The organism is Streptomyces sp. NPDC088387 (assembly GCF_044753385.1).
Taxonomy (GTDB): Bacteria; Actinomycetota; Actinomycetes; order Streptomycetales; family Streptomycetaceae; genus Streptomyces.
The window spans coordinates 240151-253747 of record NZ_JBIVNC010000011.1; the positions used below are offsets into that span (position 1 = coordinate 240151).

Sequence of the window (13597 nt, forward strand, 5' to 3'; positions counted from 1 at the left end):
ACGCCGTTGTTCCAAATTTCCCCCTGTCTTGGCACAACCGTCGTTTTCCCGCTCCGCGAGCGCGTGCGACGTCGTACGCTCCAGCTCAGACGGCACCCACCCGACGTAAGGCGGCCCGAGGAGACATGGTCAGCAGCGAGTACGAGCGCAGGATCGCGGCCCGATTCGCCCTCTTCGACCAGGACGGCAACGGCTACATCGACCGCCTGGACTTCAGCGGCGCGGCCAAGGCAGTGCTCGCGGAGTTCGGCACGGCGGCGCGCTCCGACAAGGGACAGGCCCTGTACGGCGGCGCCGAGGCGTTCTGGCAGGGCATGGCCGGCATAGCGGACCGGGACGGCGACCAGCGGATCACCCGCGAGGAGTTCGTCAACGGAGCCGTGAAGCGGCTGCGCGACAACCCCGACCGGTTCGCCGAGATCGCCCGCCCGTTCCTGCACGCGGCCCTCGCGGTCGCCGACGCGGACGGCGACGGCTCCGCCACGGTCGAGGACACCGCGCGCGTGCTGCGCAGCCTGGGCGTCCCGGAGGACGCCGCGCGGGCGGCCGCGGGCACGCTCGACACCGACAGCGACGGCCGGATCGGCGAGGCGGAGATCATCTCGGCGTTCGCCCGCTACTTCACGGTCCCGGAGTAGCCCCCGCGAACCGTTCGCGCAGCCGGTACTTGAGTACCTTGCGCAGCGTCTCGTTGCGCGGAAGGGCGTCGACCACCTCCAGCCGCTCCGGCAGCTTGTGGACCGACAGCCCTTCCGCGCGGAGATACGACGTCACCGCCGCCAGCGTCAACACACCTGCCCCCGGCGGCTGTTCGACGACCGCGCACACCCGCTCCCCGGCCTCCGCGTCCGGCAGGCCGATCACGGCCACGTCGCCGACCGCCGGATGCCGGTGCAGCAGATCCTCGATCTCCTGGGCGGAGATGTTCTCGCCCTTACGGATGATCACGTCCTTGAGCCGCCCGGTCAGCACCAGATGTCCGCTGTCCGTCAGCCGCCCCAGGTCCCCGGTGCGCAGGAACCCGTCCTCGTCGAAGGCCGCCGCCGACTGCTCCGGGTCCAGATAGCCCCGGCACACCGCCTCGCCGCGCAGCCGCACCTCGCCGTCCACGATCCGGACCTCCATCGCGTCCGGCGGCCGTCCCTCGTTCGTCGCCAGGTTCTCGGGCGTGTCGTCCGGCGCGCCCATGGTGATCATCGGCACCTCGGTCATCCCGTAGCCGTGCGTGAGCTGGACCCGCATCTCCCGGACCACCTCGTGGTACAGCTCCGGCGGCTTGGGCGCGCCGCCGCCCGCGAGCAGCCGCAGCGTCGGGATCACCTTCTCGCCGGGCTGTTTGCGCTGCTCGGCGAGGAACATGGAGTAGAACGCCGTGGAGCCGCCGGCGATCGTGACACCGTGCCGGCGGTACTCCGCCAGCGCGTCCGGCAGCGCGAACTTCTCGAAGAGCACGGCCGGGAAGCCGTACAGCAGGACCATCACCAGGTAGTCGGGGCCGCCGATGTGGGCGTACGGGAAGGCGATCGAGCCGACGTCCTCGGGGGCCGGGCGCAGCGCGTGTCCGAGGCACGAGCCGCCCGCGATCAGTGAACGGTCGGTGTGCAGTACGCCCTTGGGGTCCGAGGTGGTCCCCGAGGTCCAGTAGATCCAGCGGACGTCCGTGCCGTCGGCGGGGGGCGGGGGCAGTACGGCGGGGTCGCCGTCGGGCAGGTCGTCGTACGCCTCGAAGACGCCCTTGGCGCCGAGCCGCCGTGCCATCTCCGTGTGGTCGAAGCCCCGCCACTCGCCCGGCACGGCGAAGAACTCGGCCTTCGACTCCCGCAGCGCGAAGCCGGCCTCGCGGTCCCGGTAGAACGGGATGACGGGCGACTGTACGGCGCCCAGGCGGGCCAGCGCGAAGGACAGCAGGGCGGTCTCCACGCGCGTGGGCAGCTGCCAGGCGACGACCGTCCCGGGGCGCACGCCCATGCCGTACAGCCCGGCGGCCACCCGCTCGGCGCGGTCGCGCAGTTCGCGGAAGGTGAGGGTGCGGTCCTCCTGGAGCAGGACGGGCCGGTCGGGCGTCAGGCCGGCGCGGCGGTCGACCAGGTCCCAGAGCGTCCGGCAGTCGCCCAGCGCGCGTGCGGTGTCGTTCACGGGAACCCCCTGTGGAACTGACGGTGTGTCAGATCGTGCCGTGAGCGTAGGGCTCTGCGCCTTGTCGGTCCAGGGGTGCGGGACTAGCCTGCTTGCGGAGCCGTATCTGACGGTCCATCAGATAACCGCCCGGCGGAGGGGACCCATGGCGAGCGAACTGCCCCGCATTGTCAGCGTCGACGACCACGTGATCGAGCCCGCGCATCTCTTCGAGACCTGGCTGCCGCGCAAGTACCACGAGCGCGGCCCGCGTCCCCTCACCGCCGGCATCGGCGAACTCGCCTACGTCGGCGGCAAATACCAGATCACGATGGACCCGGCCGGTCAGATCACCGACTGGTGGATCTACGAGGACCTGAAGTTCCCGTACAAGCGCAACATCGCCGCCGTCGGCTTCGACCGCGACGAGATGACCCTGGAGGGCATCACACGCGAGCAGATGCGGCCCGGCTGCTGGGACCCCGCCGAGCGGCTCAAGGACATGGACCTCAACCACGTCGAGGCCTCGCTCTGCTTCCCGACCTTCCCCCGCTTCTGCGGCCAGACCTTCGCCGAGGCGCACGACAAGGAGGTCGCCCTCGCCTGTGTGCGCGCCTACAACGACTGGATGGTCGAGGAGTGGTGCGGCGACAGCGGCGGCCGTCTGATCCCGCTCTGCCTGATCCCGCTCTGGGACATCGACCTCGCGGTCGCCGAGATCCGGCGCAACGCCGCCAGGGGCGTCCGCGCGGTGACCTTCTCCGAGATCCCCACCCACCTGGGACTGCCGTCGATCCACTCCGGGTACTGGGACCCGTTCTTCGCCGTCTGCCAGGAGACCGGCACGGTGGTCAACATGCACATCGGGTCCTCGTCCCAGATGCCGGCCGCCTCCCCGGACGCCCCGCCCGCCGTACAGGCCTCGCTGTCCTTCAACAACGCGATGGCCTCGATGATGGACTTCCTCTTCAGCGGCGTCCTGGTGAAGTTCCCCACGCTCAAACTCGCCTACTCCGAGGGCCAGATGGGCTGGGTCCCGTACGCCCTGGAACGCGCCGACGACGTCTGGGAGGAGCACCGCGCGTGGGGCGGGGTCCGCGACCTCGTCCCCGAGCCGCCGTCGACGTACTACTACCGGCAGATCTTCTGCTGCTTCTTCCGCGACAAGCACGGCGTGGCGTCCATCGACGTCGTCGGCCGGGACAACGCCACCTTCGAGACCGACTACCCGCACGTCGACTCGACCTTCCCGCACACCAAGGAGGTCGCCCTCGACCACGTCAAGGGACTCGACGACGAGACCGTCCACAAGCTGATGCGCGGCAACGCCATCCGCATGCTCGACCTCGACCTGGACCGCTAGTGGACCTGTCGTACACGCCCGAGGAGGAGGAGTTCCGGGCCCGGCTGCGGGAGTGGCTCGTGCGCGTGCTGCCCGCCCTGCCGCCCAAGCCGTCGCCCGACGACTGGCCGGGCCGCCGCGCCCACGACCTCGGCTGGCAGCGGCAGTTGTACGACGCCGGGTACGCGGACGTGCACTGGGACGCCTCGCCGACCACCCGCCTGATCTTCCTCGAGGAGACCGAGCGGGCGGGCGCGCCCTATGTGGGCGCCAACTTCGTCGGCCTGCTGCACGCGGGTCCGACCATCGCCGCCGAGGGCACCGACGCCCAGCGGGCCCGCTGGCTCGCGCCGATCCTGCGCGGCGAGGAGGTGTGGTGCCAGGGGTTCAGCGAACCGGACGCCGGCTCCGACCTCGCGGCCCTGCGCACGCGCGCGAGGCGGGACGGCGACACCTATGTGGTGAGCGGGTCCAAGATCTGGACCTCGCACGCCGAAGTCGCCGACTGGTGCGAGCTGTTGGTGCGCACCGACCCGGACGCGCCCAAGCACCGCGGGATCAGCTGGCTCGCCCTGCCCATGGACACGCCCGGCATCACCGTCCGGCCGCTGCGCACCCTCGCCGGGTCCGCCGAGTTCACCGAGATGTTCCTCGACGAGGTGCGGGTGCCGGTCGCCAACCGGGTCGGCGCCGAGCACGACGGCTGGCGGGTCACCATGGTCACGCTGTCCTTCGAGCGCGGCACCGCGTTCGTCGGGGAGGTCGTCGCGTGCCGGCGGGTACTCGGCGAACTGGCCCGCGAGGCCCGCAAGAACGGCCGCTGGGACGATCCGGCGCTCCGTAGACGGCTGGGCACGCTCAACGCCGAGTTCCGCGCCCTGTGGCGCCTCACACAGTGGAACGTCAGCGAGGCGGAGGCCTCGGGAGGAGTGCCGGGAGTCGGCGGTTCGGTTTTCAAACTGAGGTACTCGCACGCGCGCCAGGACCTCTACGACACCGCCGCCGACGTCCTCGGCCCGGACTGTCTGGACCTGGACCGCCCCTGGATGCTCGACCGGCTCTCGTCCTTGTCGTACACGATCGCCGCCGGCACCTCCCAGATCCAGAAGAACATCGTGGCCGAACGGATCCTCGGCCTGCCCAAGGGGCGGTGAGCGGTGACGCGTTGCACGGACCGGCGAAGAGCGGTGAGGTGCATATGAGATTCCAACTGACGGAGGACCAGCGCGCGTTGCGGGACGGCGTACGAGGGCTCCTGGAGCGGCGTTTCGACCGCGAGGCGCTGCGCGCGGCCGTCGGCTCCGGACGGCTCGACCGGGCGCTGTGGCGGCAGTTGGGCGAGGCGGGGTTCTTCGCCCTGCGCCTGCCCGAGTCGTCCGGCGGGGTCGGACTCGGGCTGGCTGAGGCCGTGTTGGCGTTCGAGGAGGCCGGACGGGCGCTGCTGCCGGGGCCGTTGATCGCCACCCATCTCGCGGCCGGCGAGGTGCCGGGCGCGGCGACGGGGGAGACGGTCGTCGCGGCGCCCGACGGGCCGCTCGTGGAGTGGCTGGCGGACGCGGACGTGGTCCGCGGGGAGACGGCGGGCGCGGTGCCCGTACGGTCCGTCGATCCGCTGACACCCCTGCACCGGTTGCCCGAGCCGGCCACGGCCGCCGTCACCGCCCCTGCCGCCGGCCCCGTCGCCGTGCTGCTCACCGCGGCCGAGCAGTTGGGCAGCGCGGGCCGTACCTGCGACCTGGCCGTGCAACACGCCCGGCTGCGCGAACAGTTCGGCCGGCCCGTCGGTGCGTTCCAGGCGGTGCAGCACCTGTGCGCGGACATGCTGGTGAGGGTCGAGGTGGCCCGCGCGGCGGTCTACGCGGCCGCCGTGACCGCCGACCCGGTGGACATCGCCGCCGCCCGGCTGCTCGCCGACGACGCGGCCGTACGCGGCGCCCGCGACTGTCTCCAGGTGCACGGCGGCATGGGGTTCACCTGGGAGTCCGAGGTGCACCTGCATCTCAAGCGGGCCTGGGTGCGCACCCGACGTACCGGAGGTGTCACGGAGAGTGCCGAACTGCTCGCCGCGGACCTCGCGGCCGAGCCCGTCTGACCGGCCCCTGCCTGCGGTGACACGTGTGCACAAGGAATTGATGTCGCGGATCGTGGCACTTGTGTGTCACGCAGCGTTGATATCGGGTTGTGTCCTGAGTGAGACTCGTCACGTCCCGGAACGGGCGATGGGCTCCGGTACCTTGTGTGAGATGCGAGTGGTTCCGAGCACGAGCCATGCCGGTGTGACTCCTGGGGCATCCCCGGACCAGGCCGTGTGTGCCGCTGCTCGCGCGGGAGAAGAGTGCCGCGGTTCCGCTCGTTCGACTCCTGGGAACGAGCGTCGCACAGTATGCCGCACAGGTACTCCTTCGCGCTGGAATATGCCCGAAGCGCTTGTTGTGGTGACAGAACGTCAATCAAGCTGTCTCGTAAGGGATTCACGTTCCGTGAACCTTGCTCAGGCCATTGTTCTGCGCATGCGGAAAATGGCTACGATCGTGGCCCTCGTGAGGCGTGAGCCTTGGTGTCCGCCGGTTCGGATGGTGTGAGCGGTGCAGGTGCTTCAAGTGCAGCTGGAGGTCCGGCCCGACCCCGCGGAGGTGGGGCGCGCCCGGAGGTGGGCCCGGTCGCGGCTCGCCGGTTCGGGCATAGAGGCCGACGAACCGCTCGCCGAGACACTGATCCTGCTCGTCTCCGAACTGGTCACCAACGCCGTGGTGCACACCGGCCATCCGGCAGTGCTGCGGCTCTCCCTGCCGGGCGCCGCGACCGAAGAGGCCACCGTGCGCCTGGAGGTGGCCGACAGCAGCGACCGGGCGCCCGTGCCGCGCTGGGTGGACGGCGACGCGACGGGCGGCCGCGGACTCGCCCTCGTCGACGGTCTCGCCGACCGCTGGGGCTGGAACCGCGAGGGTGACGGCAAGCGCATCTGGTGCGAACTCGACCGCTGCGGGCCCGGCGGTACCGCGCTGGCCTGCGGAGGCGGCGCCGGCTACGAGGAGTTCGAGAACTACGAGGGCTCCGAGGGCTTCGAGGGGCTGGCGTACGAGGCCGTGTAGCCGCCGGCGGCTCACCGCCCGGCGCATGGGCGGGGCCCGCGCGGGTCGGGCCTTGTCCATGGCGTGATCTGTGCGCCCTGGTGTGCTCCCGTGCGCGGCCGCTGCGATTCGGGCGTAAGTGATAAATCCCCGATCGGGTGTTGACGCGACGTGTCCGTTTGATCACGCTTGTGGTCAGCGATTCGCCGTGAGGGGACGGCGAGGGCTCCAGTGACGGGGGTCCTCGGCGAGTGTGGGTCGTGATTCGGCGCCGGTTCCCTCAGGGCCTTGAGGAACCGGGGCGGGAGCGCCGGAAGTCGGGCGGTGGCGTGTCATGCCGTGCTCGGGAGGGTCGGGTCCTTCCCGTTCGGGCGCGGTCGCGGTGGGGGAGACACGGCACCGTCCGGCTCTTCGGAAGGTGTTCAGAGAACGGCCACGGGTGCCACCGGGGTTCCCGTGCCGCCGGTGAACGGCTCCGGCATCGCCGAGAGCAGGAAGGCGTACCGTCCGGCTTGTCCACAGGCTGTGGACAACTCTTCGAGATTCCAGTTCTGCCCCTGGAGCATCCCCATCTCCACCAGGTGCAGCGCATGGACCGGCAGCCACAGGTCGTCGATCTCGGGCGGGAAGATCTCGAAGGTCAGCGTGTCGTTGGCGACGGCTGCGACATCGCGCGCATGGAACCACTCCGGTGTCCGGATCGAAAGACCGGGCGACGGATAGGCGTACGCGTGCTTGTCCCCGGCGAGCAGCACCCGCACGTGCCCGGTCCGGACGAGCACGATGTCGCCCGCGCGCACGCGCGTACGGCCGAAGTCCTCGGCGGCCTCCAGGTCCTCGGGTGTGACGGCGTGTCCGCCGTCGAGCCGGTCGACGCCCCGCGCGCGTGCCACGTCCAGCAGCACCCCGCGCGAGACGATGTGCCGCGCCTTGTCGATGCCGGAGAACTCGGCGCCGCCGTGGGCCGTGATGGTGCCCGCCGGGCGGCCGTTGTAGATACGCCCTGAGTGCGAGGCGTGGGTGAGCGCGTCCCAGTGGGTGCCCGCCTGGAGGCTCATGGTCACGGCGTCGTCGCTGCACGCCACCGTGCCGGGGCCGAAGATCTCCTGGTTGATCTGCACCATCACGTGCAGCGGATCCACCCGCCCGGGGATCATCCCGGTCTGCACCCCGCCCTGGCGCAGCGGCAGCGCGAGCGGCACACGCCGGCCGGTGCGGACGCAGGCCGCGGCCTCCCGGACCACCTCGTCGGTGACCAGGTTGAGGGTGCCGATCTCGTCGTCGGCTCCCCAACGGCCCCGGTTGCTCACGCGCTTGGCGATCTCGTGGAACGCGTCCGGCAGTGACATCGGTCCCTCCCCGGGGCTTGTCTCCGCACGTCTGGCGGGACATAAAATCTAACGGTCCGTCAGATAACGCGGGAAGGGGCCGGCGTGGGGAGCTTCTTGGCAGGCAAGGTCGTCGCCGTCACGGGCGCCGGGCGGGGCATCGGCCGCGCGGTCGCACTCGGCGCGGCGGCCGAGGGAGCGCGGGTCGTCGTCAACGACCACGGCGTGGCGGCCGACGGCACAGCGCCCACGAGCGAGGTCGCCGACGCCGTGGTGAAGGAGATCGAGGCGGCCGGCGGCGAGGCCGTCGCGGTCGCCGACGACATCTCCACCATGGCGGGCGGCCGCCGGGTCGTGGAGACGGCCCTGTCGTCGTACGGGCGCCTCGACGGGGTCGTGTGCGTGGCCGGCATCCTGCGCGAGCGGATGCTGTTCAACATGTCCGAGGAGGAGTGGGACCCGGTCGTCGCGACCCACCTCAAGGGCACGTTCACCGTGTTCCGCGCGGCGGCCGCCGTGATGCGCGAACAGCGTTCCGGGACCCTCGTCGGCTTCACCAGCGGCAACCACCAGGGGTCCGTCTCGCAGGCCAACTACAGCGCGGCCAAGGGCGGCGTCATCTCGCTGGTGCGCAGCGCCGCCCTCGGGCTGCACAAGTACGGGGTGACCGCCAACGCGGTGGCGCCGGTGGCCCGTACGCGCATGTCGGCGAACGTGCCCATGGAGCTCACCGAGATCGGCGAACCGGAGGACGTGGCCGCATTCGTGGTCTATCTGCTGTCCGACCGCGCCAGGGAGGCCCGCGTCACCGGGCAGGTGTACACGGTCGCCGGGCCCAAGATCGCCGTATGGGCACAACCGCGTGAGCTGCGCGCCGCCTATGGCGAGGGGCCCTGGACGCCGGAGCGGATCGCGGACTTCCTGCCGGGGACGGTCGGCACGGATCCGATGCCGATGCTGGCACGGCTGGAGGAGATGGCGAAGGCCGCGCGCGACGGGGCACGGCCCAACGCGTGACGGTCCGTGCGGGCGGTCCGCGCGGGCGGCCGGCGATGGGAGGGCGGGGCTGTGAGGTCGGGGGTGTGCGGCCCTGCCGGGGTGGGGTTCTTGACGTCGGGTGCGCGGTCCTTGCCGGGGTGGGGTTCGTGAGGCTGTGGGTCGGGTGCGCGGCTTCTGCCGGGGCGGGGGCCTTGAGCGGCCGGGCGCCAGGTGCCAAGTCCCTTCCGGGGCTGGGCCCGTGACGCCGGGTGTCAGTGCTAAGTCCATCCCGGCGTGGGGGCCGTGACGCCGGGACGGTTCGGACGACAGGCCCGGGAGGCCACCGTGGAGTTCGGGTTGGTGCCGCAGGACGAGGAGTTCCGCGCGGAGGCACGGGAGTGGCTCGCCGCCCACGCGGAGGCGGGTCAGGACCGCCGCAGCTGGGAGCGGGCCCTCGGCAAGGCGGGCTGGATCGGTCTCGGCTGGCCCGAGGACGGCTACGGCAACCGGCGCGCGACACTCACCCAGCAGGTCGCGTGGGCCGAGGAGTACGCCCGCTCGGCCGCCCCGCCGCGCTCCGGGCACATCGGCGAGAAGCTGCTCGCCCCGACGCTCCTCGCCCACGGCACCGACGAGCAGAAGGCCCGCTTCCTGCCGCCGATCGCCGCCGGCGACGAACTGTGGTGCCAGGGCTACAGCGAACCCGGCGCCGGATCCGACCTTGCCGGAGTCCGTACGAAAGCCGAACTCACCGCCGACGGCTACCGCGTGACCGGGCAGAAGATCTGGACGTCCCTCGCGCACGAGGCCGACTGGTGCTTTGTGCTCGCCCGCACCGAGCCCGGCTCCCGGCGCCACCACGGCCTGAGCTTCCTGCTGGTGCCGATGGACCAGCCGGGCCGGATCGAGGTCCGTCCGATTCGCCAACTGACCGGAACCGGCGACTTCAACGAGGTCTTCTTCGACGGGGCCCACGCGCGCGTGGAGCATCTCGTCGGCGGGGCGGGCGCGGGCTGGCGTGTCGCGATGAGCCTGCTCGGCTTCGAGCGCGGTGTCTCGACACTGGCCCAGCAGATCGGGTTCGCCGAGGAGTTGGGGCGCGTGGCGCTGACCGCCGTGACGACGGGCGCCGTCGGGGATCCCGTCGTACGGGACCGTCTGGTGCGGCAGTGGGCCGAGCTGCGCACCATGCGCTGGCACGCCCTGCGCACCCTCGGCGGGGCGGGCGACGCGGGCGCGCCCAGCGTGGCCAAGCTGCTCTGGGGCGGCTGGCACCAGCGGCTCGGCGAACTGGCGATGCAGGTGCGGGGCGCGGCGGCGGGCGTCGGCCCGGCGGACTGGTCGCCGGCGGCGCCGTACGAACTCGACCCGGCGCAGCACCTGTTCCTGTTCTCCCGCGCGGACACCGTCTACGGCGGATCCGACCAGATACAGCGCAACATCATCGCCGGGCGTGTGCTCGGTCTGCCGAGAGAACCCAAGGGCTGAGGGGACGCCGTCATGCGTGGTGTGGTGTTCGACGGGAAGCAGGTCCAGGTCGTGGACGACCTGGAGGTACGGGATCCGGGGCCCGGCGAGGTGCGGGTGGCGATCTCGGCGGCGGGGCTGTGCCACAGCGACCTGTCGGTGGTGGACGGGACCATCCCGTTCCCGGTCCCCGTGGTCCTCGGGCACGAGGGCGCCGGGGTGGTGGAGGCGGTCGGCGCCGGTGTGCGGCATGTCGCGCCGGGCGACCACGTGGCCCTGTCCACGCTCGCCAACTGCGGCACCTGTGCGCAGTGCGATCGGGGGCGGCCCACGATGTGCCGGCAGGCCATCGGGCGCCCCCGGAAGCTGTTCACGCGCGGCGGCGAACCGCTGTACCAGTTCGCGTCCAACTCGGCCTTCGCGGAACGGACGGTGGTCAAGGCCGTGCAGGCCGTCCGTATCCCGGAGGACATCCCGCTGACGTCCGCCGCGCTGATCGGCTGCGGAGTCCTCACCGGCGTCGGGGCGGCGCTCAACCGCGCGCGTGTCGACCGCGGGGACACCGTGCTGGTCATCGGCACCGGCGGCATCGGTCTCAACGTCATCCAGGGGGCCCGGATCGCGGGCGCCCTGCGGATCGTGGCCGTGGACGCCAACCCGGCCAAGGAGGCGCTCGCGCGGCGGTTCGGGGCGACGGACTTCCTCACGTCGACACAGGCCGTCCGTGAGCTGCTGCCGACGGGTGTGGACCACGCCTTCGAGTGCGTCGGCCGTACGGAACTGATCCGGCAGGCCGTCGACCTCCTGGACCGACACGGACAGGCCGTACTGCTCGGCGTGCCGCCCGCCACGGCCGAGGCGAGCTTCCTGGTCTCCTCGATGTACCTGGACAAGTCCATCCTGGGCTGCCGTTACGGGTCCTCGCGACCCCAGCGGGACATCGCGCTGTACGCGGACATGTACCGCGCGGGGACGCTGCTGCTCGACGAGCTGGTGACGCAGACGTACGCCGTGGAGGACTTCGCGAAGGCGGTCGCGGACGCGGAGGCGGGGCGGGTGGCGCGGGGCGTGGTGACGTTCTGAGGGAAGGGGCGCTCCACACAGGAGGGGTGTCCCGTGCGGGCGGGGCGCTCCACGCAGGAGGGGCGCTCCACGCATGAGGGGTGTCCCGTGCGGGCGGGGCGCTCCACACAGGCACGGGGCTTCCCATCTGACGGTCCGTCAGTTTCAATGGATGGCGTGATGGGACACGTAGGAATGGCCGCAGCCGCCGTCCGCTATCTCGGGTCGCCGCGCCGCCCCGTGGAGGCCTTGCCCCGCCCCGACCTTCGGTGTGTCGGTGAGGACGAGCGGGCACCGGTCGACCAGGCGGAGTTCCGGCGGGTACTGGGGAACTTCGCGACGGGCGTGACCGTTGTCACCGCACCAGCCACCGACGGTGAGAGCGGCCCGGCCGGCTTCGCCTGCCAGTCCTTCAGCTCGCTCTCCCTCGACCCGCCCCTCGTCGTCTTCATGGTGGGCCGTACGTCGACGACCTGGCCGCGCATCGCCCGCGCGGGCGTGTTCTGCGTGAACGTACTGAGCGCGGGCCAGGGCGAGTTGTGCCGCGGCTTCGCGGTGCGCGGCGGCGACAAGTTCGCCGGCGTGGACCACGATCCGGCGCCGGTCTCCGGCTCCCCGCGCCTGACCGGGGCCCTCGCGTGGATCGACTGCACGATCCACGCGGTGCACACCGGCGGCGACCACCTCATCGTGGTGGGACGGGTGGAGGCGCTGGGGGCGGGTGCGCCGGACACACGGCCCCTGCTGTTCCACCGGGCACGGTTCGTGTGACGCGTGCTGCTCCAGCGGGCACGGTTCGTGTGACGCGTGCTGTTCCAGCGGGCCCGGTTCCGGTTGGTGTGACGGGCCCCCGGCGGTCGCCTACGCCGCCGTCCCGAGCTGCGGCGCCTCCACGACACCCTTGCGCCGGATGACCAGCACCATCAGGGCCGCCGCCGCGCACAGCGCGCCGGACGCGTACCAGATCATGTCGTACGTGCCGAAGACGTCGCGGGCCACGCCGCCCAGGAAGGCGATCAGCGCCGCGCCGATCTGGTGGGACGCGAGGACCCAGCCGAAGACGATGGCGCTGTCCTCGCCGTAGTGCTCGCGGCACAGGGCCAGGGTCGGCGGGACGGTGGCGACCCAGTCGAGACCGTAGAAGACGATGAAGAAGACCATCGGCGGGTGCACGCTCGGCGCGAGCAGCATCGGCAGGAAGAGCAGCGAGATGCCGCGCAGCGCGTAGTACACGGCGAGCAGGCGGCGCGCCTCGTAGCGGTCGGTGAACCAGCCGGAGGCGACCGTGCCGACCACGTCGAACACGCCGATCACCGCGAGCAGCGACGCGGCCGCCGTGATGGGCATGCCGTGGTCGTGCGCGGCGGGCACGAAGTGCGTCTGGACCAGGCCGTTGGTGGACGCGCCGCAGATCGCGAAGGAGCCCGCCAGCAGCCAGAAGGTGCCGGTCCGCGAGGCGGAGGACAGCACCTTGAGCGTGCGCCGGGCGGCTCCGGGCACGGGCGGCGGCTTGGGCACGAACTCCTTGGCACCGTACGGCTTCATGCCCACGTCGGCCGGGTGGTCGCGCAGCAGCAGCCAGACGAACGGGACGACCGCCAGCGCGGCCAGGGACACCGTGACGGCCGCCGGGCGCCAGTCGTGGCGCTCGACGAGCCAGGACAGCACGGGGAGGAAGATCAGCTGGCCCGAGGCCGACGCGGCCGTCAGGATGCCCGTGACAGGCCGCGGCGCTCGGTGAACCAGCGGTTGGTGACCGTCGCCGCGAACGCCAGCGCCATCGAACCGCTGCCCAGGCCGACCAGCAGACCCCAGCACAGCAGCAGTTGCCAGGCCGCCGTCATCCACACCGTCAGCCCGGAACCCAGCGAGATCACCACCAGCGCGACCGCCACGACACGCCGGATGCCGAACCGGTCCATCAGCGCGGCGGCGAACGGCGCGGTGAGGCCGTAGAGGGCCAGGTTGATGGAGACCGCGGCGCCGATCGTGCCGCGCGACCAGCCGTACTCCGCGTGCAGCGGGTCGATGAGCAGGCCCGGCAGGGAACGGAAGGCGGCCGCGCCGATGATCGTCACGAAGGTGACGGCGGCGACGAACCACGCGCGGTGGATACGGCGTACGGGGAAGCGCCTGGCGGGACGCTTTGTCCCGGTGGCGGCACTCATGGCCCCGGTGTCGGCAGTCTGCGCCCCGGTGTCGGCACTCTTCGCCCCGGTGGCGGCGCGCGGGCT

Annotated in this window: 11 protein-coding genes and 1 pseudogene; 9 read left to right on the forward strand and 3 right to left on the reverse strand. The window is 71.8% G+C overall.

The features are described 5' to 3' along the window. Positions 1–125: 125 nt before the first annotated feature. On the forward strand, positions 126–638 hold the full coding sequence (locus ACIQAC_RS28275; RefSeq protein ID WP_402195560.1) for an EF-hand domain-containing protein: 513 nt from the start codon (positions 126–128) through the stop codon (positions 636–638). Here the strand turns inward: ACIQAC_RS28275 and ACIQAC_RS28280 are convergent. Further along, positions 622–2136, reverse strand: a complete 1515-nt coding sequence (locus ACIQAC_RS28280; protein WP_402195561.1) for a class I adenylate-forming enzyme family protein — start codon at positions 2134–2136, stop codon at positions 622–624. The genes ACIQAC_RS28275 and ACIQAC_RS28280 overlap by 17 nt on opposite strands. A 145-nt stretch (positions 2137–2281) precedes the next feature. On the opposite strand from ACIQAC_RS28280, the gene ACIQAC_RS28285 reads away from it, so the two are divergent. The 4 genes from ACIQAC_RS28285 (at position 2282) to ACIQAC_RS28300 (ending at position 6549) form a co-directional block, all read left to right on the forward strand. Next, complete coding sequence (locus tag ACIQAC_RS28285) at positions 2282–3478, forward strand: amidohydrolase family protein (protein ID WP_402195563.1); 1197 nt, start codon at positions 2282–2284, stop codon at positions 3476–3478. Next, positions 3478–4611 (forward strand): acyl-CoA dehydrogenase family protein, encoded by a 1134-nt coding sequence (locus ACIQAC_RS28290; protein ID WP_402195566.1) that lies wholly within the window; start codon positions 3478–3480, stop codon positions 4609–4611. The genes ACIQAC_RS28285 and ACIQAC_RS28290 overlap by 1 nt, the downstream gene beginning before the upstream one ends. Before the next feature lie 44 nt (positions 4612–4655). Continuing rightward, the gene (locus ACIQAC_RS28295; RefSeq protein WP_402195569.1) at positions 4656–5549 is read left to right on the forward strand and encodes an acyl-CoA dehydrogenase family protein; all 894 of its coding nucleotides are present in this window, start codon (positions 4656–4658) and stop codon (positions 5547–5549) included. Positions 5550–6057: 508 nt separating this feature from the next. Beyond that, positions 6058–6549 (forward strand): ATP-binding protein, encoded by a 492-nt coding sequence (locus ACIQAC_RS28300; protein ID WP_402195711.1) that lies wholly within the window; start codon positions 6058–6060, stop codon positions 6547–6549. 401 nt (positions 6550–6950) lie between these two features. Here the strand turns inward: ACIQAC_RS28300 and ACIQAC_RS28305 are convergent, their stop codons facing one another. Beyond that, positions 6951–7877, reverse strand: a complete 927-nt coding sequence (locus ACIQAC_RS28305) for a cyclase family protein (RefSeq protein WP_402195571.1) — start codon at positions 7875–7877, stop codon at positions 6951–6953. Positions 7878–7961: 84 nt separating this feature from the next. Between ACIQAC_RS28305 and ACIQAC_RS28310 the strand changes: the two genes are divergently transcribed. From ACIQAC_RS28310 to ACIQAC_RS28325, 4 genes are all read left to right on the forward strand, one after another. Further along, complete coding sequence (locus ACIQAC_RS28310; RefSeq protein ID WP_402195573.1) at positions 7962–8873, forward strand: SDR family NAD(P)-dependent oxidoreductase; 912 nt, start codon at positions 7962–7964, stop codon at positions 8871–8873. A gap of 306 nt (positions 8874–9179) precedes the next feature. Further along, entirely contained in the window at positions 9180–10322 is a 1143-nt protein-coding gene (locus ACIQAC_RS28315; RefSeq protein WP_402195575.1) for an acyl-CoA dehydrogenase family protein, read from the forward strand. Positions 10323–10334: 12 nt separating this feature from the next. Continuing rightward, positions 10335–11384, forward strand: a complete 1050-nt coding sequence (locus ACIQAC_RS28320) for a Zn-dependent alcohol dehydrogenase (RefSeq protein WP_402195577.1) — start codon at positions 10335–10337, stop codon at positions 11382–11384. Positions 11385–11543: 159 nt separating this feature from the next. Next, positions 11544–12134 carry a flavin reductase family protein gene (locus tag ACIQAC_RS28325; RefSeq protein ID WP_402195580.1) on the forward strand — a complete coding sequence of 197 codons (591 nt, stop codon included), beginning with the start codon at positions 11544–11546 and terminating at the stop codon, positions 12132–12134. Between the two features lie 90 nt (positions 12135–12224). On the opposite strand, the pseudogene ACIQAC_RS28330 reads toward ACIQAC_RS28325, so the two are convergent. Beyond that, a pseudogene (locus ACIQAC_RS28330) lies at positions 12225–13531 on the reverse strand (MFS transporter). Positions 13532–13597 lie beyond the last annotated feature (66 nt).